This window comes from Pseudomonas sp. C2B4, assembly GCF_013359695.1.
In the GTDB taxonomy this organism is placed as follows: Bacteria; Pseudomonadota; Gammaproteobacteria; order Pseudomonadales; family Pseudomonadaceae; genus Aquipseudomonas.
Genome location: NZ_JABFMU010000029.1, coordinates 36,206 through 61,041 on the forward strand (window position 1 = coordinate 36,206; position 24,836 = coordinate 61,041).

Annotated in this window: 29 protein-coding genes; 16 read left to right on the forward strand and 13 right to left on the reverse strand. The window is 59.7% G+C overall.

What is annotated here, in order from left to right; all coding sequences use genetic code 11:
• Positions 1–32: 32 nt before the first annotated feature.
• The 6 genes from hemA (at position 33) to HNQ83_RS18465 (ending at position 5,399) form a co-directional block, all read left to right on the forward strand.
• The gene (gene hemA / locus HNQ83_RS18440) at positions 33–1,322 is read left to right on the forward strand and encodes a glutamyl-tRNA reductase (protein WP_175390253.1); all 1,290 of its coding nucleotides are present in this window, start codon (positions 33–35) and stop codon (positions 1,320–1,322) included.
• A complete protein-coding gene (prfA, locus tag HNQ83_RS18445) occupies positions 1,319–2,401 on the forward strand; it encodes a peptide chain release factor 1 (protein WP_175390254.1) in 1,083 nt (360 codons plus the stop codon). Before hemA ends, prfA begins: the two co-directional genes overlap by 4 nt.
• Entirely contained in the window at positions 2,402–3,232 is an 831-nt protein-coding gene (prmC, locus tag HNQ83_RS18450) for a peptide chain release factor N(5)-glutamine methyltransferase (RefSeq protein WP_175390255.1), read from the forward strand.
• Complete coding sequence (locus HNQ83_RS18455; RefSeq protein ID WP_175390256.1) at positions 3,226–3,981, forward strand: molybdopterin-synthase adenylyltransferase MoeB; 756 nt, start codon at positions 3,226–3,228, stop codon at positions 3,979–3,981. Before prmC ends, HNQ83_RS18455 begins: the two co-directional genes overlap by 7 nt.
• Positions 3,974–4,765 (forward strand): glutamate racemase, encoded by a 792-nt coding sequence (murI, locus tag HNQ83_RS18460; RefSeq protein WP_175390257.1) that lies wholly within the window; start codon positions 3,974–3,976, stop codon positions 4,763–4,765. Before HNQ83_RS18455 ends, murI begins: the two co-directional genes overlap by 8 nt.
• A 115-nt stretch (positions 4,766–4,880) precedes the next feature.
• Positions 4,881–5,399, forward strand: coding sequence for an acyloxyacyl hydrolase (locus HNQ83_RS18465; protein ID WP_175390258.1), 519 nt, complete (start codon positions 4,881–4,883; stop codon positions 5,397–5,399).
• A 66-nt stretch (positions 5,400–5,465) separates the two neighbouring features.
• On the opposite strand, the gene HNQ83_RS18470 is transcribed toward HNQ83_RS18465, so the two are convergent.
• From HNQ83_RS18470 to HNQ83_RS18495, 6 genes are all read right to left on the reverse strand, one after another.
• Positions 5,466–5,771, reverse strand: a complete 306-nt coding sequence (locus HNQ83_RS18470) for a YkgJ family cysteine cluster protein (protein ID WP_175390289.1) — start codon at positions 5,769–5,771, stop codon at positions 5,466–5,468.
• 91 nt (positions 5,772–5,862) lie between these two features.
• Entirely contained in the window at positions 5,863–6,639 is a 777-nt protein-coding gene (locus HNQ83_RS18475; RefSeq protein ID WP_175390259.1) for an SDR family oxidoreductase, read from the reverse strand.
• Positions 6,640–6,789: 150 nt separating this feature from the next.
• The gene (phrB, locus tag HNQ83_RS18480; RefSeq protein WP_175390260.1) at positions 6,790–8,235 is read right to left on the reverse strand and encodes a deoxyribodipyrimidine photo-lyase; all 1,446 of its coding nucleotides are present in this window, start codon (positions 8,233–8,235) and stop codon (positions 6,790–6,792) included.
• A gap of 13 nt (positions 8,236–8,248) precedes the next feature.
• Positions 8,249–9,190 carry a MerR family transcriptional regulator gene (locus HNQ83_RS18485; protein WP_175390261.1) on the reverse strand — a complete coding sequence of 314 codons (942 nt, stop codon included), beginning with the start codon at positions 9,188–9,190 and terminating at the stop codon, positions 8,249–8,251.
• Complete coding sequence (locus tag HNQ83_RS18490; RefSeq protein ID WP_175390262.1) at positions 9,190–10,149, reverse strand: DUF523 and DUF1722 domain-containing protein; 960 nt, start codon at positions 10,147–10,149, stop codon at positions 9,190–9,192. The genes HNQ83_RS18485 and HNQ83_RS18490 overlap by 1 nt, the downstream gene beginning before the upstream one ends.
• Before the next feature lie 176 nt (positions 10,150–10,325).
• On the reverse strand, positions 10,326–11,312 hold the full coding sequence (locus tag HNQ83_RS18495) for an NAD(P)/FAD-dependent oxidoreductase (protein WP_175390263.1): 987 nt from the start codon (positions 11,310–11,312) through the stop codon (positions 10,326–10,328).
• 197 nt (positions 11,313–11,509) lie between these two features.
• Here HNQ83_RS18495 and HNQ83_RS18500 point away from each other — a divergent pair, with 197 nt between their 5' ends.
• Positions 11,510–12,412 carry a TIGR01777 family oxidoreductase gene (locus HNQ83_RS18500; protein WP_175390264.1) on the forward strand — a complete coding sequence of 301 codons (903 nt, stop codon included), beginning with the start codon at positions 11,510–11,512 and terminating at the stop codon, positions 12,410–12,412.
• A gap of 13 nt (positions 12,413–12,425) precedes the next feature.
• The gene (hemH, locus tag HNQ83_RS18505; RefSeq protein WP_175390265.1) at positions 12,426–13,448 is read left to right on the forward strand and encodes a ferrochelatase; all 1,023 of its coding nucleotides are present in this window, start codon (positions 12,426–12,428) and stop codon (positions 13,446–13,448) included.
• A gap of 86 nt (positions 13,449–13,534) precedes the next feature.
• Here hemH and HNQ83_RS18510 read toward each other — a convergent pair whose 3' ends face one another.
• On the reverse strand, positions 13,535–14,809 hold the full coding sequence (locus HNQ83_RS18510) for a uracil-xanthine permease family protein (protein WP_175390266.1): 1,275 nt from the start codon (positions 14,807–14,809) through the stop codon (positions 13,535–13,537).
• A 2-nt stretch (positions 14,810–14,811) separates the two neighbouring features.
• Positions 14,812–15,450 carry a uracil phosphoribosyltransferase gene (gene upp / locus HNQ83_RS18515; protein WP_008060213.1) on the reverse strand — a complete coding sequence of 213 codons (639 nt, stop codon included), beginning with the start codon at positions 15,448–15,450 and terminating at the stop codon, positions 14,812–14,814.
• A gap of 165 nt (positions 15,451–15,615) precedes the next feature.
• On the opposite strand from upp, the gene HNQ83_RS18520 reads away from it, so the two are divergent.
• The 3 genes from HNQ83_RS18520 to HNQ83_RS18530 all read left to right on the forward strand — a co-directional run bounded on the left by HNQ83_RS18520 (position 15,616) and on the right by HNQ83_RS18530 (position 17,179).
• On the forward strand, positions 15,616–16,173 hold the full coding sequence (locus HNQ83_RS18520; protein WP_095192937.1) for a hypoxanthine-guanine phosphoribosyltransferase: 558 nt from the start codon (positions 15,616–15,618) through the stop codon (positions 16,171–16,173).
• 169 nt (positions 16,174–16,342) lie between these two features.
• Positions 16,343–16,828, forward strand: a complete 486-nt coding sequence (locus tag HNQ83_RS18525) for a hypothetical protein (protein ID WP_175390267.1) — start codon at positions 16,343–16,345, stop codon at positions 16,826–16,828.
• Positions 16,829–16,891: 63 nt separating this feature from the next.
• On the forward strand, positions 16,892–17,179 hold the full coding sequence (locus HNQ83_RS18530) for a PA4642 family protein (RefSeq protein ID WP_175390268.1): 288 nt from the start codon (positions 16,892–16,894) through the stop codon (positions 17,177–17,179).
• A 63-nt stretch (positions 17,180–17,242) separates the two neighbouring features.
• On the opposite strand, the gene mqo is transcribed toward HNQ83_RS18530, so the two are convergent.
• Together mqo and HNQ83_RS18540 are read right to left on the reverse strand one after the other, a co-directional pair.
• A complete protein-coding gene (mqo, locus tag HNQ83_RS18535) occupies positions 17,243–18,751 on the reverse strand; it encodes a malate dehydrogenase (quinone) (RefSeq protein WP_137803748.1) in 1,509 nt (502 codons plus the stop codon).
• Positions 18,752–19,490: 739 nt separating this feature from the next.
• A complete protein-coding gene (locus tag HNQ83_RS18540; protein ID WP_175390269.1) occupies positions 19,491–19,724 on the reverse strand; it encodes a hypothetical protein in 234 nt (77 codons plus the stop codon).
• Between the two features lie 205 nt (positions 19,725–19,929).
• On the opposite strand from HNQ83_RS18540, the gene HNQ83_RS18545 reads away from it, so the two are divergent.
• Entirely contained in the window at positions 19,930–20,514 is a 585-nt protein-coding gene (locus tag HNQ83_RS18545; RefSeq protein WP_175390270.1) for a YajG family lipoprotein, read from the forward strand.
• 187 nt (positions 20,515–20,701) lie between these two features.
• On the opposite strand, the gene HNQ83_RS18550 is transcribed toward HNQ83_RS18545, so the two are convergent.
• Positions 20,702–20,908, reverse strand: coding sequence for a hypothetical protein (locus HNQ83_RS18550; protein WP_095192943.1), 207 nt, complete (start codon positions 20,906–20,908; stop codon positions 20,702–20,704).
• Positions 20,909–21,102: 194 nt separating this feature from the next.
• On the opposite strand from HNQ83_RS18550, the gene HNQ83_RS18555 reads away from it, so the two are divergent.
• Complete coding sequence (locus HNQ83_RS18555) at positions 21,103–21,381, forward strand: hypothetical protein (RefSeq protein ID WP_175390271.1); 279 nt, start codon at positions 21,103–21,105, stop codon at positions 21,379–21,381.
• A gap of 67 nt (positions 21,382–21,448) precedes the next feature.
• On the opposite strand, the gene HNQ83_RS18560 is transcribed toward HNQ83_RS18555, so the two are convergent.
• Positions 21,449–22,615: a 1-acyl-sn-glycerol-3-phosphate acyltransferase gene (locus HNQ83_RS18560; RefSeq protein ID WP_175390272.1), complete on the reverse strand. Its 1,167-nt coding sequence runs from the start codon at positions 22,613–22,615 to the stop codon at positions 21,449–21,451.
• Positions 22,616–22,754: 139 nt separating this feature from the next.
• On the opposite strand from HNQ83_RS18560, the gene HNQ83_RS18565 reads away from it, so the two are divergent.
• Genes HNQ83_RS18565 through HNQ83_RS18575 form a run of 3 tightly spaced genes read left to right on the forward strand, consistent with a single transcriptional unit; the run spans position 22,755 to position 23,866 of the window.
• Positions 22,755–22,937 carry a CPXCG motif-containing cysteine-rich protein gene (locus HNQ83_RS18565; RefSeq protein WP_175390273.1) on the forward strand — a complete coding sequence of 61 codons (183 nt, stop codon included), beginning with the start codon at positions 22,755–22,757 and terminating at the stop codon, positions 22,935–22,937.
• Between the two features lie 8 nt (positions 22,938–22,945).
• Positions 22,946–23,206, forward strand: a complete 261-nt coding sequence (locus HNQ83_RS18570) for a putative signal transducing protein (protein ID WP_175390274.1) — start codon at positions 22,946–22,948, stop codon at positions 23,204–23,206.
• Between the two features lie 36 nt (positions 23,207–23,242).
• Positions 23,243–23,866 (forward strand): SOS response-associated peptidase, encoded by a 624-nt coding sequence (locus HNQ83_RS18575; RefSeq protein WP_175390275.1) that lies wholly within the window; start codon positions 23,243–23,245, stop codon positions 23,864–23,866.
• A 126-nt stretch (positions 23,867–23,992) separates the two neighbouring features.
• Here HNQ83_RS18575 and HNQ83_RS31685 read toward each other — a convergent pair whose 3' ends face one another.
• A complete protein-coding gene (locus tag HNQ83_RS31685) occupies positions 23,993–24,835 on the reverse strand; it encodes a methyl-accepting chemotaxis protein (RefSeq protein WP_372241918.1) in 843 nt (280 codons plus the stop codon).
• Between the last annotated feature and the right edge of the window lies 1 nt (position 24,836).

Consider the following 24,836-nt stretch of genomic DNA (forward strand, 5'->3'; position numbering starts at 1 on the left):
TGCCGGCTTCACGTCACCATCAGCGACTTTGAATGGCCTTCCTTGCACTCGGTATTAACCACAAGACTGCTTCAGTAGACGTCCGCGAGCGCGTGGCCTTTACCCCTGAGCAGCTGGTTGAGGCCTTGCAGCAGCTCTGCCGACTCACCGACAGCCGCGAAGCTGCGATCCTCTCCACCTGCAATCGCAGTGAACTTTATATAGAACAGGATCACCTGTCGGCGGATATCGTACTGCGCTGGCTGGCCGAATATCATCAATTGAGCCTCGAAGAGCTGCGCGCGAGCAGTTATGTGCACGAAGATGATGCGGCAGTTCGTCACATGATGCGCGTCGCTTCCGGGCTCGATTCGCTGGTGCTGGGCGAACCGCAGATTCTCGGCCAGATGAAATCGGCCTACGCCGTGGCCCGCGAGGCCGGCACCATCGGGCCGTTGCTCGGGCGGCTGTTCCAGGCCACGTTCAACGCGGCCAAGCAGGTGCGTACCGACACGGCCATCGGTGAAAACCCGGTGTCCGTGGCGTTTGCCGCGGTCAGCCTGGCGAAACAGATTTTCAGCGACCTTCAACGCAGCCAGGCCTTGTTGATTGGCGCGGGCGAGACCATCACCCTGGTCGCCCGACACCTGCATGATCTCGGGGTAAAACGCATCGTCGTGGCCAACCGCACCCTGGAGCGCGCCAGCATCCTGGCCGAACAGTTCGGCGCACATGCGGTGCTGTTGTCCGACATTCCGGCAGAGCTGGTGCGCAGCGACATCGTGATCAGTTCGACCGCCAGCCAATTGCCGATTCTCGGCAAGGGCGCTGTCGAAAGTGCGCTGAAACTGCGTAAACACAAGCCGATTTTCATGGTGGATATCGCCGTTCCTCGCGATATCGAACCAGAAGTCGGCGAGTTGGACGACGTTTACCTGTATAGCGTCGACGATCTCCACGAAGTGGTTGCCGAGAACCTCAAGAGCCGTCAGGGCGCGGCGCAAGCGGCGGAAGAAATGGTCTCGGTCGGTGCCGAGGATTTCATGGTCCGCCTGCGCGAATTGGCGGCAGTGGACGTGCTCAAGGCCTATCGTCAACAGAGCGAACGCCTGCGTGACGAAGAACTGCAAAAGGCCCAGCGCCTGCTGGCCAATGGCGGCAGTGCCGAAGAAGTGCTGGTGCAACTGGCGCGTGGCCTGACCAACAAACTGTTGCACGCACCGAGCGTGCAGTTGAAAAAGCTCTCTGCCGAAGGTCGCCTCGATGCGCTGGCGATGGCCCAGGAACTCTTTGCCCTTAATGAGGGCTCATCGGAAAGCTTTTCGGATAAAAAACCGCAATGAAAGCGTCACTGCTCAATAAACTGGACATTCTCCAGGACCGTTTCGAAGAACTGACCGCGCTGCTTGGCGACGCCGAAGTCATTTCCGATCAGAACAAGTTTCGCGCTTATTCCAAGGAATATGCGGAAGTCGAACCGGTTGTCGAAGCCTATAAACAGTTGCTCAAGGTGCAGGCTGACCTCGAAGGTGCCCAGGCACTGCTCAAGGACAGCGACCCGGACATGCGTGAAATGGCCGTGGAAGAAGTCCGTGAGGCCAAGGAGCGCCTGGTCGAACTGGAAGCCAACCTGCAACGCATGCTGCTGCCCAAGGATCCGAACGACGGACGCAACGTGTTCCTCGAAATCCGCGCCGGCACCGGTGGCGACGAGGCGGCGATTTTCTCCGGCGACCTGTTCCGCATGTACTCGCGCTATGCCGAGCGGCGTGGCTGGCGGGTGGAGATCCTCTCGGAAAACGAGGGTGAGCACGGCGGCTATAAAGAAGTCATCGCCCGGGTCGAAGGCGACAACGTCTACGGCAAGCTGAAGTTCGAATCCGGCGCCCATCGCGTGCAACGGGTCCCGGCGACAGAGTCCCAGGGTCGCATTCACACCTCGGCCTGCACCGTGGCGGTACTGCCCGAGCCGGACGAACAGGAAGCGATCGAAATCAACCCGGCGGACCTGCGGATCGATACCTACCGCTCCTCCGGTGCCGGCGGTCAGCACGTCAACAAGACCGATTCGGCGATCCGCATCACCCACTTGCCGTCCGGTATCGTGGTCGAGTGCCAGGAAGAGCGTTCGCAGCACAAGAACCGTGCCCGGGCGATGGCCTGGCTGTCCGCCAAGCTCAATGACCAGCAGACCAGCGCCGCCGCCAATGCCATCGCCAGCGAACGCAAGTTGCTGGTGGGCTCGGGTGATCGCTCCGAACGCATCCGTACTTACAACTTTGCCCAAGGGCGGGTGACTGATCATCGGGTCAACCTGACGCTGTACTCCCTCGATGAAATCCTCGCCGGAGGCGTCGAGGCAGTGATTGAGCCGCTGCTGGCCGAATACCAGGCCGATCAATTGGCAGCGATAGGTGAGTAAATGACGATCATTGCCAGTTTGTTGCGCGCCGCCGATTTGCCCGATTCGCCCACGGCGCGTCTGGATGCCGAATTGTTGCTGGCGGCAGCGTTGGGCAAGTCCCGCAGCTTTCTGCACACATGGCCCGAGCGCATCGTCCCGAGCGAAGCGGCACTGACCTTCGCCGAGTACCTGCAGCGTCGCCGTGGCGGTGAGCCGGTGGCTTACATTCTCGGTCAGCAAGGTTTCTGGAAGCTCGATCTGGAAGTGGCGCCGCACACGCTGATCCCGCGTCCAGACACCGAGTTGTTGGTGGAGGCCGCACTCGAACTGCTGCCGGCCACACCGGCAAAAGTGCTGGACCTTGGCACCGGTAGCGGCGCCATCGCTCTGGCCCTGGCCAGCGAGCGTCCGGCATGGAAGGTGACCGCCGTGGATCGCGTGCTCGAAGCTGTGGCCCTGGCCGAGCGCAATCGCCAGCGCCTGCACCTGAACAACGCCACGGTACTGAGCAGTCACTGGTTCAGCGCTCTGGAAGGCCAGCGTTTTCAGCTGATTATCAGCAATCCGCCGTATATCGCCGCGACCGATCCGCACCTGGTGGAGGGCGACGTGCGTTTCGAGCCGGCCAGTGCATTGGTGGCCGGCATCGACGGGCTCGACGATCTGCGCTTGATCGTCGCCCAGGCGCCGGATCATCTGGAGGTCGGTGGTTGGCTGATGCTCGAACACGGATACGACCAGGCCGAGGCGGTACGCGACCTGTTGTTGACCCGTGGTTTTGAAGAGGTCCACAGCCGCACCGATCTTGGCGGTCATCAACGCATCAGTCTGGGACGTTTGCCGTGCTGAATGATCAGGAATTGCTGCGTTACAGCCGGCAGATTCTGCTGGCGCACATCGACATCGACGGTCAGTTGCGGCTTAAAGACAGCCGGGTATTGATCGTCGGCCTTGGCGGTCTTGGTGCGCCGGTGGCGCTGTACCTTGCGGCGGCGGGTGTGGGTGAGTTGCATCTGGCGGACTTTGATACGGTCGATCTGACCAACCTGCAACGCCAGATCATTCATGACACCGACAGCGTCGGCATGAGCAAAGTCGATTCGGCGATCAAGCGCCTGACGGCCATCAATCCCGAGATTCAACTGGTCGCCCATCGCGCAGCGCTGGATGAAGACTCCCTGGCTGCTGTTGTGGCGGGAGTAGATCTGGTCCTCGACTGTTCCGACAACTTTTCCACCCGTGAAGCGGTCAATGCAGCTTGCGTCGCCACCGGAAAACCACTGGTTAGTGGCGCGGCGATACGTCTTGAGGGGCAGTTGTCGGTGTTCGATCCGCGACGTCCGGAGAGCCCGTGCTACCACTGTTTATACGGGCACGGCAGCGAGGCGGAATTGACCTGCAGCGAAGCCGGAGTGGTCGGTCCGTTGGTGGGGCTGGTCGGCAGCCTGCAAGCCCTCGAAGCACTGAAGCTGCTGGCGGGTTTTGGCGAACCGCTGGTAGGGCGCCTGTTGTTGATCGACGCGTTGGGCTCGCGCTTCCGTGAGTTGCGGGTCAAGCGCGATCCGGGCTGCAGCGTCTGTGGGTCCAAGCATGCGTGAAGCGCCCATAGGCGTGTTCGACTCTGGTGTCGGCGGGCTTTCGGTGCTGGCCGAGATCCAGCGTTTGTTGCCCAATGAATCTCTTTTGTACGTCGCCGATTGCGGGAATATTCCTTACGGCGAGAAAACCCCGGAATTTATCCGACAGCGTTGCAGCGTCATGGCCGATTTTTTTCAACGGCAGGGCGCCAAGGCACTGGTACTGGCCTGCAACACCGCAACGGTCGCGGGCGTTGCAGACCTGCGCCGGGATTATCCCGAATGGCCCATCGTCGGCATGGAGCCAGCGGTCAAACCCGCCGCCGCGGCCACCCGCAGCGGTGTGGTCGGGGTGCTGGCCACGACGGGCACGCTACAAAGCGCCAAGTTCGCGGCGTTGCTCGATCGCTTCGCTGCCGATGTACGGGTGATCACCCAACCTTGCCCGGGGTTGGTCGAGCTGATCGAGAAGGGCGATCTGCACAGTCCCGCCCTGCGCCAGTTGCTTGAAGATTATGTGCGTCCTCTGCTCGGCGCGGGTGCAGACACCATCATCCTCGGCTGCACCCATTACCCCTTCCTCAAACCGCTGCTCCAGCAGATGATCCCCGACGACATCAGCCTGATCGACACCGGCGCCGCTGTAGCACGACAGCTCCAACGCTTGCTGGCCGAGCGAGAGCTGCTTGCCGATGGGCCTGTCCGTGCTGCGCAGTTCTGGACCAGTGCTGATCCGGATCATTTCAGAAATATCTTACCTATTTTGTGGAATACCGCTGGCATTGTGCAAAGCTTTCAAGGGTAAGCACATTGGGGTAAGCCAACAGATGGGGTGAACTTCTGATAAACCGTCGACTTCTATAGCTGTGTGCGTCAAGCAACAAAAAAAACAAACGAAATCGGGCGGAAAGGATGTTTCTATGAAGCGACTATTTTGCTTGGCCGCGATTGCGGTCGCACTGATGGGGCACAGTTTTACCGCGCAAGCGGCAGGCGTTGAGTTCGGGGTCGGCCAGACGGGCGAGTCGACCATGACCTATCGCTTGGGCATGCAATTCGATTGGGACAAGAGCTGGTGGCAGAGTGACCTGGGTCGATTGACCGGTTACTGGAGCGGTGCCTACACCTATTGGGACGGCGACAAAACCTCCAGCAATCACAGCCTGTCGTTCTCTCCCGTATTCGTTTACGAGTTTGCCGGCCAGAACATCAAGCCGTACGTTGAGCTGGGCGTGGGGGTTGCGGTGTTTTCCAGCACCGAAGTCGAAAACAACAATCTGGGCAGTGCGTTTCAGTTCGAAGATCGATTCGGTGTCGGTTTGCGCTTTGCGGGCGGACATGAAGTCGGGATTCGCGCAACGCACTATTCCAATGCCGGGATTACCAGCCCGAACGATGGTGTAGAAAGTTACGCGCTGCATTACACGATGCCGCTGTAATCCGCCGATGCTTTCAATGTGGGAGCGAGCAGGCTCGCTCCCACAGGTATCCAGAGAACACTGTCTTCAGCGATACGCCGTCAAGATTCCCTGGCGTTCTTCAATGCATTCCGGTGCGCCCGTCTCGAACTCCCGGCAGATCAGTGGGCGTTTTTCGTAGATGGTGCACATCATCGTGTCGCGATCCAATGCGGCGCACCAGCCGTCATCCAGACGCAACATGACTTCCCCGCCCCAGTCATCGGTATCGATAAATCGCTCGGGCACACCGGTGTCGGTGATCAGCATGACTTCAAGCTGGCAACAACAGGCTGCGCAGGTCGAGCACGTGACGGCCGTCTCGGTGATTTGCGTGTGGGGAATGGTATTCATGGCGCGCAGTGTAAGGCAGTCGGCCGCCAGTGTGTGAAAGCGCTGACGGACGCTCTGCTTCATCCGCCAGGCTTGAGTCGTGCGCTTATGGTCAGTCCTTGATCGGCGGACTGCTGTGTACCATGCGCTCGCCGATTTCCCACTTCACCTGATCAGGCATATTCGAGAGCGGCCAGAGCGCAGCCATGAACAGCCCTGGAAACGCGATTTCCAGCGGACGATCCTTGAGTTGGGCGAAAATGTGTCGTGCGGCTTTATCCGCTGGCCAACTGTGCGGCATCTGCAAATCGTTGTTCATCGTCGGCGACTTATCGACAGAACCGGGGCCGACAACCGTGACTTCGATGCCCTCTGGTGCCAGTGCTATGCGCCGGGATTCAAACAGATGTCGCATCCCGGCTATTGAAGTGCCCTTGGCTTCAGCCCGGGGCAGCGGCAGGAAAGTCACTGAACTGGCCATACCTACCAGATGCGGCGCGATACCATTCTGCAACAGTGGCAAGGCGGCTTCGATGCAAAAGCTGCTGGCGAGCAAATTAGTGCGCACCACATGTTCGACAATCGAAGCGTCGAGCTGTTTGGCGTCCACGTATTCGCAGGTGCCACCGTTGATGATGACCGTGTCCAGGGAGCCCCAGGCTTCGGCGATCTGTTCACCGATTTCCCGCACGGTCTGACTATCCGTCAGATCGCCAGCCACTATCAGTACCTGGCCTGGAAAGCGCTGGGACAAAACGCTCAACGGCTCCCCCGAGCGTGAACTCACTGCCAGATGGGCGCCGGTTTTCAGTATTTCTTCAGCCAACGCTGCGCCAATGCCGTTGCTTGCCCCGGTCAGCCAGTATCTTCGTGGTGGTGTAAGGCTCATTCCATTCTCCCCATCACCCGGGCAATCACCCGGCCCCATATTGATAAAAGTTCACAAAACAGTGCCCCGGTCCTGCAAGCGTCCCGGTGGCAATAAACTTTTTCGTGCCAAACCACGGTTGCCGGAGAGCGCTGCGTGGACTGCACACAGCTACTCATGGCCACCCCCGGCGTTTTGCCGTGGGGGCAGGTTCTTGAACGCGGCAAGCGCCCGTGCCCGGGAGGCGTGCAGGTCGACAATCGGGGACGGATAATCCGCCACACCAAACAAACCGCCCAGATTCGCCGGGTTGTGCACTTCTTTTTTGTTCAGTCCTGCCAGCTCCGGTAACCAATGTTTGATGAACAGTCCTTCAGCGTCGAATTTTTCCGACTGACTCAGTGGATTGAAAATCCGGAAGTAGGGCGCCGAATCGGTACCGGTGGATGAACTCCATTGCCAGCCGCCGTTGTTGGCGGCCAGGTCGCCGTCGATCAGATGACGCATGAAAAAGCGTTCGCCTTCGCGCCAGTCGATCAACAGGTTTTTGGTCAGGAACATCGCAACGACCATGCGCAGGCGGTTGTGCATCCAGCCGGTTTCCAACAGTTGGCGCATGGCTGCGTCGATGATGGGCACGCCGGTGCGGGCTTGCTGCCAGGCGGCCAGCTCTGCCGGCGCATCACGCCAGGCCAGAGCCTCGGTTTCCGGGCGGAAAGCACGGTGCCGCGAGACCCTTGGGTAGCCCACCAGAATGTGTTTATAGAATTCGCGCCACAACAGTTCATTGATCCAGGTCACGGCGCCGACCTTGCCGCTTTCGAATTCGCCCTGATTGCTTTGCAATGCCGCGTGCAGGCATTGACGTGGGGAAATGACCCCGGCAGCGAGATAGGCCGACAGTTGGCTGGTGCCGGGCTTCGCCGGGAAGTCCCGTTCGTTCTTGTAGTAATCGATCCGGGCGTCGGTGAAGGTGTCCAGACGGTGCCGTGCTTCGACCTCACCGGCCGGCCACAGTGCCCGCAAGCGGTCGGTCGGTGGCGTGAACCCATTGATGCTGGGCGGGACCTTGTCGCTGGAAATGTTCAGCGGCACTTGCGCCATGGGGGCGCTGACCAGGCGGGGCAACGACCGGTGCAGGCGTTCGTAGCAGACCTTGCGGAACTGGCTGAAGACCTGGAAGTAGGTGCCGGTTTTGGTCAGCACGCTTCCCGGCTTGAACAGCAACTGATCGAAGTGGCTGTGAACGGCAATGCCTTCGGCTTGCAGCGTCTGCATCACCGCAGCATCGCGGCGGCTTTCATGGACACCGTATTCCTCATTGAAATGCACGGCGTCGATCTTGAATTGACGGCACAGTTCGAGCAGTACCTTCGAGGCCTGTTCCCAGCGCGGTGCCGAACGGATCAAGAGGGGAATGTTCAGCTTGCCCAGCGCCTGGCTCAACTCATCAAGGTTGCGTAACCAGAAGTCCACTTTGCACGGTGCATCGTCGTGCTCCAGCCATTGTTCCGGGCTCAGCAGGTACACCGCGATGCTCGGGCCAACCGCAGCGGCGGCCGAGAGGGCTGTGTTGTCGTTTACGCGCAAATCGCTGCGCAGCCAGATCAATTGCATGGTGGTAACCACATTAAATGAGCCCACGCTGAACGAGCGCCTGGTGTGCCAACAACGGATCTTCGGCCAGGTACAAATCAGCAATCACGAACGTTTTTTCGGACAACTCGGTCTGGTGAATGCACACCGTTGGTCCGACGATCATTTTTGGGCAACTGACGCCTTTCAAAAGTTTCGTCAGATGTAAAAGGTTTATGGCTTTGCTGGAATACAGCAGTACGCCTCGGGGAAGCAGATGTTCAATCGCCAGCGCCAGTTCGCCAGCGGGCAACGGCCAGTCGAACACCTCCACCGGGCAATCGGCGCTGCTGATCAGCCATGCCGTGAGCCACAGGTGCGGCTCCAGTGGCAAATCCGAGTGGTTGATCAACAACATGGGTGTGGTGTTTAGCTGCCGGTTATTATGGTAGATGCGCGCGCCGAATTTGCTGCGCAGCCAGGAATAAAAAAACACCCGCTCCATCTGTGCGCCGAACTGGCCCTGCCAGCGCTGTTCCAGGTCTGCCAGCAATGGCATCAACAATTGTTCGCACAAGGTCCGCGGCGGGTACAGCGCCATGGCCTGATTGACGGTATCGTCCAGGGTCCGTTCGGCCAGTCGCGAGACCGCCTGCAGCAGCGTCTGGCGCAGCAGTTGCCAATCGTTTTCCGCGGATTCGGTAAAGGTTTGCGGGGTGTCGAGCAGTTGCTTGACCTGGCTGACGGCAACGCCACGATTGAGCCAGGTAAGGATCGTCAGAATACGTTGTACATGTTCGGCCGAGAACAGACGGTGCCCCTTGGGTGTGCGCTGCGGCACGATCAAACCGTAACGCCGTTCCCAGGCGCGCAAGGTGATGGCGTTGACACCGGTCTGCCGGGCCACTTCGCGAATCGGCAGCCAGCCTTCATCGAGGGCTTTTTTGAACGCCGCGCCGTGGCCATCGCTGGCGCTGCTGTCGAGGGGGACGTTCATCAAATGGCGTTTCGCAGGCTGAGGTTTTCCGGATGCGGTTGCAGGTAAACCTGCTGCGCGATGTAAGGATCCGGGTGCTGGCGAAAGTGATGCTTGAGCAGCGTCAGCGGCACCACCAATGGCACGATGCCTTGGTGATACTGACCGATGACCTGCTGCACTTCCTGTTTGTCCTCGGCGCTGATCGCCTGTTTGAGATAGCCGCTGAGGTGTTGCAAGACATTGGTATGGGTTCGACGCGTGGCGCATTTTTTCAGAGCGGCCATCAGCTCACTGAAATAGTGCGGTCCGAGCTCCTGCGGGTCGCTGCGGCCCATATTGCCCAGCAACGCGCCCAGCGTTTTGTATTGCACCGGGTTATGGGCCATTAACAGGTACTTGTAGCGCGAGTGAAAATCCGTGAGGCCGCGACGACTCAGGCCTTCCGTTAGTAGATGTTGCCAAGCGCTGTAGGCGAATACGCGGGTAAGGAAGTTTTCTCGGAGCACCGGGTCGTTGAGCCGGCCGTCTTCTTCCACCGGCAAATCCGGATGCAATGCGCAGAACGCCTGGGCATAGATGCCCCGGCCACCGCCGTCCAGCGTTGTGCCATTGGCGCGGTAGACCTTGACCCGTTCCAGGCCGCAGGACGGGGACTTCTGCATGAAGATGTAGCCGCAAATGTCGACCAGATCCGCCGCCATCCGTTGGCCAAAGTCAGCCAGCGGTCGAGTGACATTGAGGTAGCGATCAACCGTGCCGACGGCTTCGGGCTGAGCCGGATCACCCACCAGGCGGATCGGTTCGCGAGGAATGCCCAGGCCGATGGCCACCTCCGGGCAGACCGGCACGAAATCGAAGTAATCGGTGAGGATTTGACTGCACAGTCGTGAGGCTTTGTGTCCGCCGTTGTAGCGCACCTCGGCACCCATCAGGCAGGCGCTGATGGCGATTTTCGGCTTGGCGGCGGGAGGGAGCATCGGAGCACCTCGGAATCAAAACTTGTACACATTGATAAATATGTACAACTTAGGTTCATCATAGATTCAAAGGTGTACAAGTCAAATTTTTTGTACAGACTTCTCCGTCGTAAACCTTTCGTGCGGGCGGACTGCTGTCCATTTCGACAGCAGCCATTGGCCAGGATCGATGCGGTTCATTGCAGGTGCGCATGCAGACGGCGGGCGGCTTCCTGGCCGCTGAGCCAGGCGCCTTCGACACGTCCGGACAGGCACCAGTCGCCACATGCATACAGACCCAGGTCGGCATCGGCCAACGTGCCCCACTCGTGACTGCTGTTGGGGCGGGCATAGAGCCAGCGATGGGCGAGGCTGAAGGTCGGCGGGGGCATCGAATCATGCAGCAATTCGGCGAAGGCACCGTGCAGCTGCTCGATCACGGCTTCTTTTGGCAGGTCAATGTGCTGCCGGCTCCAGGCGCTGGTGGCATGCAGCACCCAAGTGTCCAGTGTGTTGTCGCGCCCGGGTTTGCTGCGGTTGCGCGCCAGCCAGTCGAGCGGGCTGTCCTGCACGAAGCAGCCTTCCATGGGGGTGTCCAGAGGTGTTTCGAACGCCAGGGCAACGGCCCAGGTGGGGTCCATTTTCACGCCGGCGGCAGCACCGGCGAGCTTCGGCGCAGACGCCAGTAACGCCGTCGCCTGCGGGGCTGGCGTGGCGATCACCACGTGGCTGAACGGACCATGGGTAAAGCCTTCGGCATCCTGCAGGTGCCAGTGTTCTTCACCCCGATAAACCTCGGTGATCCGGCAGGCGAAATGCACTTCGAGATCACCGATCAGGGCGCGGGTAATGGCACTCATTCGTGGCGTACCGACCCAGCGCGTCTGTTCGTCCGGTGACAGGTTGAGCTGGCCACCATGATAGGTGTACAGCTGTGGCGTCCACTCGGCGACCCAGCCCTTGGCTTGCCAGCGCTGGACTTCGGTGACGAAACGGCGGTCGCGGGCAGTGAAATACTGCGCGCCCAGGTCCAGCGCGCCAGCATCGCTACGTTTGCTCGACATGCGTCCGCCACTGCCACGACTTTTATCGAAAAGTTGCACGACATGCCCTGCGTCTGTCAGGGCTTGTGCGGCTGAGAGTCCGGCAATGCCGGTGCCGATGATTGCGATAGGTACAGTCATAAGGGCCTCGTTTACCTTTCTGTACAGACTACGCCGGGGTTGAAACCTGTACAATATTGTTTTTAGGTATAACTTTCAGCGTTCTAGTTCCGACAGCTTGGCCTATTGTTAAACACAGAGCCTGCCCGATATCAAAGATCCCTTGCTTATAAAAATAGACTAGTGATCAGGGTAAAACGCCACGCGAGGAAGAAGTCATGCACATATTGCTGACCGGCGGTACTGGTTTGATAGGACGTCAGCTCTGTCGGCACTGGTTGAGTCAGGGTCATCGCCTGACGGTCTGGAGTCGAACGCCGGCAAAGGTTGCCAAAGTCTGTGGTGCTCAAGTGCGTGGTATCGCTCGACTCGAAGATTTGGGGCAGGAGCCCGTCGATGCGATCATCAACCTTGCCGGCGCCCCGATCGCCGACCGTCCCTGGACCACAAAACGTAAAGCGCTGCTCTGGAGCAGCCGCATCACGCTGACTGAAACCCTGCTGGCCTGGCTCGAAAGCCGTGAGCAGAAACCGCAGGTACTGATTTCCGGTTCCGCGGTCGGTTGGTACGGTGATGGCGGCGAGCGTGAGCTGACTGAGGATTCGCCACCGGTCATCGATGATTTCGCCAGCCAGTTGTGCATCGCCTGGGAGGAAACCGCCCAGCGCGCTGAAGCCATGGGTATTCGCGTGGTGCTCATCCGCACCGGCTTGGTATTGTCCGCCGAGGGCGGCTTTTTGTCGCGGCTGTTGTTGCCGTTCAAACTGGGGCTGGGCGGGCCGATTGGCAATGGTCGGCAATGGATGCCGTGGATCCACATCAACGATCAAATCGCCCTGATTGATTTTCTTCTGCATCGCAATGAAGCCAGTGGTCCATATAATGCCTGCGCACCGAAGCCGGTGCGCAATCGCGAGTTCGCCAAAACCCTGGGCAGCGTATTGCACCGCCCGGCGTTCATGCCGATGCCGGCCCTTGTGTTGAAGGTCGGCCTGGGCGAGTTGTCGTTGTTGCTGCTGGGTGGTCAGCGGGCGACGCCGGCGCGTTTGCTCAAAGCGGGTTTCACTTTCCAGTTCACCGATTTGCGCGCGGCCCTGGACGATCTGTCCGGCCGCCTCTGAAATAGGACGTTGCATGACCGATCACGCGTTGCTTCTGGTCAACCTGGGCTCACCTGCCTCCACCTCGGTGGCGGACGTGCGCAGTTACCTCAACCAGTTTTTGATGGACCCGTATGTGATCGACCTGCCATGGCCGGTGCGGCGTCTGCTGGTGTCGTTGATTCTGTTCAAACGTCCCGAACAGTCGGCCCATGCCTATGCTTCGATCTGGTGGGAGGAGGGTTCGCCACTGGTGGTGCTCAGCCGGCGCCTGCAACAGGCCATGACTGCCCAATGGCACCACGGACCGGTTGAGTTGGCCATGCGTTACGGCGAACCGTCCATAGAGTCAGCGTTGGTGCGCCTGGCAGCCCAAGGCCACAAAAAGATCACCCTGGCCCCGCTTTACCCACAATTCGCCGACAGCACGACGACGACGGTGATCGAAGAAGCCAAGCGTGTACTGCGCGAGAGAAAACTCGACGTACAGCTGTCGGTGCTCCAGCCCTTCTACGATCAGCCGGAATACCTCGATGCCCTGGTGGCCACAGCCAAGCCTTACCTGCAGCAGGATTACGATCACTTGTTGCTGAGCTTCCACGGTTTGCCGGAACGGCACCTGAAGAAACTCAATCCGGGCCACAGCTTTGAAGGCGGCGGCGATTGCTGCGCCGGTGCGCCGCCGGAAGTGGTCGCCACCTGTTATCGCGGTCAGTGCCTGCGTACCGCCAAGGAGTTTGCCAGGCGCATGGGCTTGCCGGACGGCAAGTGGTCGGTGTCATTCCAGTCGCGCCTGGGGCGCGCCAAATGGATCGAACCCTACACCGAAGCGCGTCTCGATGAGCTGGCCAAAAGCGGCGTGAAGAAGGTGCTGGTGATGTGCCCGGCCTTCGTTGCCGATTGCATCGAAACACTGGAAGAAATCGGTGATCGCGGGCTGGAGCAGTTCCGCGAAGCGGGGGGCGAGGAGTTGGTGCTAGTGCCGTGTCTCAATGATGATCCGCAGTGGGCGAAGGCCTTGAATACGCTGTGTGAGCGAGCGCCGTTGGCCCTCTAAAAGCATCGCGGGCAAGCTCGCTCCCACAGGTTCAGCGTAATCCCTGTGGGAGTGGGCTTGCCCGCGATGGCATTCCAGAGACCTGCTTAGATCAGCGGCTCATCCGCCTTCTTGTGCTTCCAGCTGTCATTGCCCGGCAGGATCAGGTTCAGCGCAATCGCCACCACCGCGCACAGTGCGATGCCTTTGAGGCCGAAGTCATCGGGCCCGGTGCCGGTGCCGACCAGTACGCCGCCAATGCCGAACACCAGGGTCACCGAAACGATCACCAGATTGCGTGCTTCGCCCAGGTCGATCTTGTGGCGAATCAGCGTGTTCATGCCGACCGCCGCAATCGAACCGAACAACAGGCAGAGAATCCCGCCCATGACCGGCACCGGAATGCTTTGCAGCAACGCGCCGAATTTACCGATGAACGCCAGGGTGATGGCGAAGATCGCTGCCCAGGTCATGATTTTCGGGTTGTAGTTCTTGGTCAGCATCACCGCGCCGGTGACTTCGGCATAGGTGGTGTTGGGCGGACCACCGAACAGGCCGGCTGCGGTAGTGGCAATGCCGTCGCCGAGCAGCGTGCGGTGCAGGCCGGGTTTCTTCAGGTAATCGCGACCGGTCACGCTACCCACGGCAATCACGCCGCCGATGTGTTCGATGGCCGGAGCCAGGGCCACCGGAACGATGAACAGGATCGCCTGCCAGTTGAATTCCGGCGCGGTGAAGTGCGGCAACGCGAACCACGGCGCAGCGGCAATCTTCGCCGTATCGACGACGCCGAAGTAGAACGACATGCCAAAGCCCACGAACACGCCGGAGATGATCGGCACCAGGCGGAAAATACCTTTGCCGAACACGGCGACGATCAGGGTGGTCAGCAATGCGGGCATCGAGATCATCATCGCCGTCTGGTAATGAATCAGCTCGGTGCCGTCGCCAGCCTTGCCCATTGCCATGTTGGCGGCAATCGGCGCCATGGCCAGGCCGATGGAGATGATCACCGGACCAATCACCACCGGAGGCAGCAGGCGATCGATGAAGCCGGTGCCCTTGATCTTCACGGCCAGGCCGAGGAAGGTGTAGACGAAGCCTGCCGCCATGACGCCGCCCATGGTCGCCGCCAGGCCGAACTGGCCCTTTGCGAGAATGATCGGGGTGATGAAGGCAAAGCTCGACGCCAGGAACACCGGCACCTGACGCCCGGTGACGATCTGGAACAGAATCGTGCCCAGACCTGCGGTAAACAGTGCCACGTTCGGGTCCAGGCCCGTGATCAGCGGCATCAGCACCAGGGCGCCGAACGCCACGAACAGCATCTGCGCGCCGGACAGCACCGTGCGCCAGAGCGGATCGTTGAACTCATCCTGCATGGTCACGCGTCCTTCTGCTTGGTGCCGAAGATCTTGTCACCGGCATCGCCCAGACCGGGGATGATGTAACCGTGTTCGTTGAGTTTTTGATCGATGGAGGCGGTATAGATAATTACGTCCGGGTGAGCTTTCTCGACCACGGCAATGCCTTCCGGCGCGGCAACCAGCACCATGGCGCGAATGTCCTTGCAGCCGGCTTTCTTCAACAGGTCGATGGTGGCGACCATCGAGCCACCGGTGGCGAGCATCGGGTCGATGATCATGGCCAGGCGTTCGTCGATTTCCGGTACCAGTTTTTCGAGGTAGGTGTGGGCTTCGAGGGTTTCCTCGTTGCGGGCCACGCCCACGGCGCTGACCTTGGCGCCCGGGATCAGGCTCAGCACGCCTTCGAGCATGCCGATACCGGCGCGCAGGATCGGCACCACGGTTATCTTCTTGCCGGCGATTTTCTCGACCGACACCGTGCCGCACCAACCCTCGATATCGTAGGTTTCCAGCGGCAGGTCTTTGGTGGCTTCATAGGTCAGCAGGGCGCCGACTTCCTGAGCGAGCTCACGGAAATTCTTGGTGCTGATGTCTGCGCGGCGCATAAGGCCAAGTTTGTGACGGATCAGCGGATGGCGGATCTCGAGGATGGGCATGGGAAAGGCTCCGGCGGCGGGCAAAAAAACCGGCCTAGATTAATCTATCCGTGGGTGTTGTCCTATAGACATTACTGTACGTTAGTCCACAAACGCTTGATCTGGCCGTGCGGGATGCGTACCTTTGCCCGCTTTTCCGAAACCGACACCCCCCTGGAGAGCGCCATGTCCGCTGATCTCGAGCATATCCGTCAAATCATGCGAGAGGCTGACTGCCTGTACACCGAAGCTGAAGTCGAGGCGGCCATCGCCCGCGTCGGTGCGCAAATCAATGATCAACTGGCGGACAGCAACCCGGTGGTGTTCTGTGTGATGAACGGCGGCCTGATTTTCTCCGGCAAACTGCTGACCCATCTGCACTTCCCGTTGGAGGCGTCCTACCTGCACGCCACCCGCTATCGCAATGAAACCAGCGGTGGCGAGCTGTTCTGGAAAGCCAAGCCTGAAGTGTCGTTCATCGACCGTGACGTGCTGATCATCGACGACATCCTCGACGAAGGTCACACCCTGGGCGCGATCATCGACTTCTGCAAGCACGCCGGCGCGCGCAAAGTGCACACCGCGGTGCTGATCGACAAGGACCACGACCGCAAGGCTCGCCCGGACCTGAAAGCCGATTTCGTCGGTTTGCCGTGCATCGACCGTTACATCTTCGGTTACGGCATGGACTACAAAGGCTACTGGCGCAACGCCAACGGGATTTTTGCCGTTAAAGGCATGTAAGCCCCGCCGCAAGTCCCCCTGTGGGAGCGAGCCTGCTCGCGAAGGTGTCGTGTCAGTCAGATTAATGGGGCTGGCAAACTGCATTCGCGAGCAGGCTCGCTCCCACAATGGTTTCATGTGCTTCCGGATAGCCATGCTAGAGTGCTCGGCCCCGATTCCGGAGCCCGTCATGAGCCTTTTGATCCGCAGCTGCGCCGCCCTGTTGCTGACCCTCAGCTTGCCTTTGGCTGCCGCCCCGGCACCCATGCATGGGCAGTTCCTGCCTCCGGACGACCTGAACTTGCGCGATGCCGAACCCGAGCAGCAGCAACTGCTGCAGGTCACCGACTATTCCGTGGTGGTCGGCAGTCAGCGTCAGTCCAATCAGCAACCGATACCGGTCACCTCGCCACTGTTGATCCGCCTCAAGGGTAAATCCCTGAATAAAGGCGCGACGATCAATCAAGTGTTGGTCAATTTCGATGGCGAAAGCAAAAGCCTGAAAAAACCGATCTACGACGAACAGAGCAAAACCCTGACGCTTTATTACCCGATGGCGCAGTACCGGGTGGTCATCGACTTGTTGCGCAATGACACGGTGTACTGCCAGTTCCTCAGCTACGCCAATGGTCATGTCTGGGCCGATCTGCACACTGGCAGTGTTCGTCCGCGTTGAGTGCCGGGCTCGCGCAGGGGTAAACTGCCTGCCCCGTGAAATGTCTGCGAGCTGGAGTCGGCAATGCGTAAAGATAAGAAACAAGTGATTGGTGACGAGATTGGCGACGAGCAGATCAAGTTGTTCCTCGATTTCGAACCGGTCGACGCCACTTCGCCTTCGTTGCACAAGCTGATCAAGGCTTACCGTGGCCTGCGTATCGATGACTTCGAGCGCTTCCTGACGTTCTTCGTCGAGGCCGGTTACGACGTGAATGGCAAGGATGAGCACGGCAATGACTTCGTTGCCCTGATCAAGGATCAGCGCAATGCGCCGGAATACATCGAGCTGATTGAAAAGGCTCGCGGTTAAGATCAAAAGGCAAAAAAAACGCCCCACCCTCAATGAGGACGGGGCGTTTTTATTGGAGCTGGATCAAGCGTAGCTTTCGGTTTCGCTGCTGGCTTCAACCAGTTCCAGGGCGACGTTGTTCTGCGTGTTGATCTTGCGATATAGCGCAGCGTCGGTTTCCAGGACTTTCTCGCGGGCCGGGAAGATTTCTGCCAGTTTGGCAGCCCACTCGCCTTTGGCTTTGCCCGGGAAGCACTTCTCGATCAGTTCCAGCATGATCGAAACGGTCACCGACGCACCTGGCGAAGCACCGAGCAGGGCGGCAAGGGAGCCGTCCTTGGCCGCGACCAGTTCGGTACCGAACTGCAGAACGCCACCTTTTTTCGGGTCTTTCTTGATGATCTGAACCCGTTGGCCAGCCACTTCCAGGCGCCAGTCTTCGGCTTTCGCTTCCGGGTAGAAGCGACGCAGGGACTCCAGGCGCTGCTCCATCGACTGCATCACTTCACTGACCAGGTATTTGGTCAGGTCCATGTTGTTTTTCGCCACGGCCAGCATCGGACCGATGTTGCCGGCGCGAACCGACATCGGCAGGTCCATGAAGGAGCCGTGCTTGAGGAACTTGGTGGTGAAACCGGCGTACGGTCCGAACAGCAGGGATTTCTTGCCGTCGACGACGCGAGTGTCCAGGTGCGGCACGGACATCGGTGGCGAACCCACGGCAGCCTGGCTGTACACCTTGGCCTGGTGATGCTTGACCACTTCCGGGTTGTCGCAACGCAGCCACTGGCCGCTGATCGGGAAGCCGCCGAAGCCTTTGCTCTCTTCGATGCCCGAAGCCTGCAGCAGCGGCAATGCCGCGCCGCCTGCGCCGAGGAAGACGAACTTGGCGTCGACGTCACGGGTGTTGCCGCTGTTGACGTCCTTGATGCTGACGGTCCAGCCACCGTTGTTACGCTTGAGGCCAGTGACGCGCTTGCAGTACTTGACCTGGGCATCGGGTGCGCTGGTCAGGTGCTTGAGCAACTGGTTGGTCAGGGCGCCGAAGTTGACGTCGGTGCCGTTGATTACACGGGTGGCGGCGAGGGTTTCGCCAGCGTCACGCCCCGGCATCATCAACGGCATCCATTCCGCCATTTTCGCCTTGTCTTCGGTGTATTCCATGTCCGCGAAGGCGTGGTGCTTGCTCAGCACCTTGAAGCGTTCCTTGAGGAAGGAAACGCCGCTGTCGCCTTGAACGAAACTCAGGTGCGGCACCGGGCTGATGAAGGACTTGCACGAACCGAAGGTGCCTTTTTTGGTCAGGTACGACCAGAACTGCTTCGACACCTCGAACTGGGTGTTGATGTGCACGGCTTTCTTGATGTCGACGGTGCCATCGGCAGCCTGCGGTGTGTAGTTCAACTCGCACAGGCCGGCGTGACCGGTACCGGCGTTGTTCCATGGGTTGGAACTCTCCGCGGCACCGGAATCCATCAGCTCGACGACTTCCAGCTTGATCGCGGGGTCGAGCTCTTTGAGCAGTACGGCGAGGGTGGCACTCATGATGCCGGCCCCAACCAGTACTACGTCGACTGCTTCGTTATGCGCCATTTAACGCGTCTCCAAAATCTGCAGCACCAAATTGACGGCATGGCTGCCAGGAGTGACGGGGCGTGTCTGTGTTGCCCCAGGTACCCATGGCAGGATCGCCATGTCCGAATCTTCGCAATTTTTTGCAACTTCGACGGACGCTACCTGCCGGGTCTAATCAGAGTCCCATGAACTCATTTCAACGAGCGGCTGGCAATTCGACTTATGGTCGATACATCCGTTTGTGCAACCAAATCCGTAGCGGACAGGCTTCAGGCTCCGGTATTCGAGGTGTACTCGGTCCTGTGTCGTCGGGCTGTTGTAGACGCTAATGGTGCATGTTCAGACGCAAAACTATTCATTTGCTCGCCACACTCTTGTGAAGTTGTGAAAACCCGTTTTTTTCACGCTCTTTTGAAGACGTGAACCTCAAAAAGGGCTGTCCCAGCCTGGCACCGTGCCCGGATGGTTGGCCGCCAGGCAATACATGGCGGGCAAATCGGGCAAACAGCTCAGTGACCGAGCGTAATGACAGCTCTGCAGATTCGCGAAAAGTGGAGTTTTTGCTTCAAGAACAGCAAGCGCGCCAGCTTCACTCGATCTGTGTGGGCGGCTCTCTGTGGGCGGTGCGGGGTGTCAATACCAGGGCATTGACGATGCTGCGAGGCCCGATCAGGAGACGTCCTTATAATCGGGGGGAGATTGTAGCGAAGAAACGCGGGGAATTGGTCGTGTTTGATGACTTTTATTAGGCGTCTGGTCAGGTCGTTAACAGTTGCTGCCCTCGTGAGCGAGGCTGGCGCTGGGTGACGCGGGCGCTGGCGGGCAGCGGCTGGTGCAACCAGTTCAGGCGGATTTCCTCGATTTCGACCCAGCCATCGCCCATGGGCTGAAGGCTGCACTGCTTGAATGCCTGGCAATGACCGTTGCTGTCGAGCAGGGCGAAGCAGCGATGCAACGGGCGTGGTGCGAACATTGAGATGAGAAAGCGCATGGCAAATGACCTTGTGGGTGATTGCCATCTACATTGTCAGCCAGTCGTGACGCGCCGGTGAAAGGAGGGTGAACGATGTGTGACATCGAACCCCGACCTACAGGGCTTGTCAGAGAATTCAGCAATCGCTGCGAGATGCTAGTTCGCCGCAGTGGCGCACCGCTATACTGCCGGCCTGTTTGTGCCTGATTCTGGAGAGAAGAGCATGTTGCAACGCCTGTTGTTCGGTTTGATCACTGTGACCAGCTTGACGCTGGTCGGCTGCGCCCACAGCCCGCAACAACTGAACCCGGAACCCAAGCTGACGGCGCAACTGGCCCCGGTAGGCCACGGCCAGCCGGTGGTGGTGCGAGTGGTGGACGGTCGTCCGTCGCCGACTTTGGGCACCCGTGGTGGCCTGTACCCGGAAACCAGCGCGATTACCGTACAGGGCGCGCAGATCCTGCCAAAGCTTCAGGCCCAGGCCGAAGCCGCCGTGCGCCTGTTGGGCTTCACCCCGACGGCCAATGCGATGAACGCTCCACAACTGACCGTGACCCTGGCCGAGCTGAAGTATCAGTCGCCTAAGGAAGGCATGTATGTGACCGAGGCGACCATTGGCGCCACCTTCCGCTCCGATGTGCAGAATGCCAATCGCCGTTACAGCGGCCGTTACGGCGCGTCCCTGGACCAGCGCTTCGGCATGGCGCCGAACCAGGAAACCAACACCAAGCTGGTCAGCGACGTGTTGAGCGACGCATTGACCCGCCTGTTCAAAGACCCGACCGTGGGTCAGATTCTCGGCGAATAACCTTTCGCGAGATGAAAAAAAGCCCGGTGCCAGCGATGGTTCCGGGCTTTTTCATATCTGCTGGTACTCAACTGTAGGAGCGAGCCTGCTCGCGATGGTCGTTAACGACTACGCAGGGCATCTGATACCCCGCGGCGCCCTGAAGTCCATCGCGAGCAGGCTCGCTCCTACAGGGGAACACCTGGTGTCACGCGGCTTGTGAATAAAAATCCAGCACACTCACCCCCGTCAGCAAATCCGCTTCCGGCAAATCCGCATGCTGATGACCGCCCAGTGCGCAATACACCAGCCAGTGACGGTCCTGGACATTAAAGGCGAGACTGCCAACGAGGGTTTGTTGTTCTTCGCTGTGGCTGATGAGGTAGAGGCGATCCTGGTTTTCGGCGTGGAGCATGACGCAGTCCGTGTCGGTTTCGAGGGGCGACAGACTGGCGTATTCAGATGACGAAGCTGTGACTCGGGGCAGCCTTTGGTCAATTGTTTCGTTATTTGTCGGAAAGAGAGGGCAGGTGGGGAGGCTTTCGGTAGAATCCGCGCCGCGGTTGTCGGCTTGGCGACTGCCACACCTGTTTTTGTTTGAGGTTTGTGATGTCGCTGCATTTGATGACGCTGTTAACCGCCCATCCCGCCAAATTGATCAACCTGCTGGCTTTGTTCTTTGCCTTCCCGGGCGGCTGGTTGCTGCACGCCACGCGTCGCCGCGAACAGCGCGCCATGGCCAGTCTCCAGGCACAGCGCCAGAACCGTCCCAGCCAAGAGCCCACGCTGGATTGGGCGACCCTGCGCATGAACCGGTTTTTCTACGTCTTTGGCTTTGCCTGCCTCGGCCTGGCGCTGCTCGTATCCTGGATCAGCACCCGCGTCTGAAACTTACGCAAATTCTGTGGCGAACAAATAACAACGGCGCCCGAAGGCGCCGTTGTCGTAACCAGGGTTAAAGCGGCAATCCGGCCTTCACCCGATACTGATTGCGCACCGGCGTCGCATATTGCAGCACCAGGAACGGGCGATGTTCCTCGGGGCAGGTATCCAGTCGTTGCTGCCATTCGGCCTGGGCCTTGGCCAGTTCATCGGCAGCAAAAATCTCGGCGGCTTTCGGCACCTGCAATTGCGGGTCGGCGTCCTTCCATTGGGCGTACGCCAGGTAGTGCACCGGGAACAGGCGATAACCGCCCAGAATCTGCTTGTCCATTTCGACTGCCAACTGCTTGGTGTCTTCGAACAACTCGGTAATCGGCGCGGCAAAGTTCACATGCACCCGGCCTTTGTAGCCGGTGATGCCCTTGGCGATGCTCACGTCGTCCTCACCCGGCACCTTGGTATAGGAGCCGGTCGTCGCACGGATGTAGAGTTCGCGGGCCTTTGCCTGATCGCACGGGTCGTACTCGTAGCTGATCGACACCGGCGTCAGGTTCAGCGAGCGGATGACTTCGCCGAACGGCTCGTCCTTGCGGCTCATGTGGAACATCTTGAGAATCGCCGACTCGGTACGGTCGTCGCCGTCCTTGGCCCGGCCTTCAGCCTGGGCAATCCAGATCGAGGCGCAATCGTTGCGGATCGAATGGTTGATGTAGGCCGAGAGCAATTGATAGGCCGCCATTTTCTCGCGGCGTCCGGTGATCGAACGGTGCACGATAAAGCTCTTGTTCAGGCGCATCAGGTCGCTGACGAAGGGCTTTTGCAGCAGGTTGTCGCCAATGGCGATGCGGGGGGTCGGCAGGCCAGCGTGGTACACGGCATAGTTGACGAAGGCCGGGTCCATCACGATGTCGCGGTGGTTGGCGATGAACAGGTAGGCACTGCCGGACTTGAACTGCTCGACACCGGTGTAGGTCACCCCGTCCGTGGCACGTTCGATGGTGTGATCGACGTAATGCTCGACCTTGTCCTGCAAGGTGGCCACCGACGTGATGCCGGCGAACTCACGGCGCAGGCGATGAGCTATAAGGGGTTTGAGCGCCCAGCCTAAAGCGCCGGCAAAACGCGGGAAGCGGAAGTGGGTGAGGATATCTAGAAACGCCTTGTCGCCGAGCAGTCGTGCCAGCACTGCCGGGACTTCGCTGTCGTCGTAAGGTCGGATGGCATCGAATTCGCCCATCATGCTCTCTTGTTAGAAACGGCTAGGGTAAGTAAAGGTTCTGATCAAAAACCGGCAGGGTACGGTCTGAAAAAGTAGCCAGACAAAAATAGCCCTGCAAATAGACCGGCGATTATACGCACAAGTCACCCGGGAGACCGCGATGCTGGAAAGCGCACTTTATGAATGTCCGTATTGTGGTGAGGAAGTCGAGACGTCACTGGATCTGTCCGGTGGGGATCAGACCTATATTGAAGACTGTCAGGTGTGCTGCCGGCCGATAACCTTTGTGTTGCAGGTTCACGGCGAAGAATGGCATCTCGAAGTGTTCGCCGAGAACGATTGAGGACATCTATGCAGCGAATCTATGAACCGGAAAACCTGATGGAAGGCGAGTTGCTGCAAGGCATGCTCGCCAGCGAAGGCATCGAGGCGCATCTGGTAGGGCGCGATCTGGTCGGTGCCAGCGGCGAACTGCCGATCTTCGGTTTGCTGGGGCTGGCGGTGGATAACGACCAGGCCGATTACGCCCGCGAACTGATCCGAGCGTACAATGCCGCGCTGCCGCTATCGGGTGATGAACCGGAGAGCTTTCCCGGCACGCTGGTCTGTTAGGCTGGTCGTTCGTTTGATCAAGAGTCGTGCTGCCCCATGTGTGGACGTTATGCCCTGTTTCGCTGGAACCCGGCCTTCGCGGCCCTGCCCGGCTTTCCCGCCGATCAGCAGGCCCAGTGGAACATTTCCCCCAATGATTCGGTGTTGATCCTGCGTGCCGGCGAAAACGGTCAGCGCGGGTTGGCCCGTGCGCGATGGGGGCTGACACCGCCATGGCTGACCGATCTATCCCGTACCCCCGCTCATGCCCGGGCCGAAACCGTGGCCGAGCAGCCGATGTTTCGCGAAGCCCTGCGTCTGCGCCGTTGCCTGCTGCCCGCCAATGGTTTCTACGAGTGGCGCGGCACCACGCGCAAGCGTCCGTACTGGCTGACGCCGGGGGAAGGCTCGTCGCTGTTTTTTGCGGCGATTTGGGAAGCGTATCCCGTTCAGGAGCAGGTATGGCTGAGCACGGCGGTGATCACTCAGCCGGCTGCCAGTCAGCGCCGACCGTTGATTCTCGATGCGGCGGGGCAGGAAGCCTGGCTTGATCCGGAAACACCGTTGCATGCCTTGCAAGCTTTGTTGGCCAGTGAACCTGCGGCGTTGCGCGAGCGGGTGTTGGCGAACATGGTCAATGATCCGAAGCTCAATGGGCCGGAGTGTCTGACCCCGGGCTGATGAGTTGTTGGTTCTGGCCCCTTCGCGAGCAGGCTCGCTCCTACATTTGATCTCCAGTGAACACAGAATATGTGTAGGACAGAGATCCAGTGTGGGAGCGAGCCTGCTCGCGAAGAGGCCTTTGGATCAAACCTTGAACTGATTGATCAACCGCCGCTGCTGCTCGGCCAACTTGGTCAAATCCGCACTGGCCGCGCTCGATTCATCCGCGCCGCCCGCCACTTCATTGGCCACTTGCCCGATGTTGATCACGTTGCGGTTGATGTCGTCCGCTACCGCACTTTGCTCCTCGGCGGCGCTGGCGATCTGGGTGTTCATGTCGTTGATCACCGACACCGCTTGCGTGATGGTTTCCAGGGCCTCGGCCGCCTTGGCCGCGTGTTGTACGCTTTCGTCGGTGCGGTTCTGGCTGTCTTCCATGACCCGCACTACATCTCGCGTGCCTTGCTGCAACTGTTGAATCATGGTCTGGATTTCTTCGGTGGCCTTCTGGGTTTTCTGCGCCAGGTTGCGCACCTCATCGGCCACGACCGCAAAGCCACGACCCTGTTCACCCGCCCGTGCCGCTTCGATGGCCGCGTTCAGGGCCAGCAAGTTGGTCTGCTCGGCAATCCCGCGAATGGCAATGAGGATCGCGTTGATGTTTTCGCTGTCCTTGGCCAGGGTTTGCACCACGCCAACCGCCCGGCCGATTTCCACCGCGAGGGCGCCGATGGAGTTCGATGTGTCATGGACAATCTGTTTGCCCTGGCTGGCGGCCAGGTCGGCGTGGCTGGCGGCTAGCGCGGCCTGGGTCGCGTTGCGGGCCACGTCCTGGGCGGTGGCGGTCATTTCCTGCACCGCAGTGGCCACCTGGTCGATCTCGGCCATTTGCTTGTGTACGCCGGTGTTGGTGCGAATGGCGATGTCGGCGGTGTGCTCCGATGAATCGCTGACGCTCTGCACTGAAGTCACCACCTGGGTGATCATC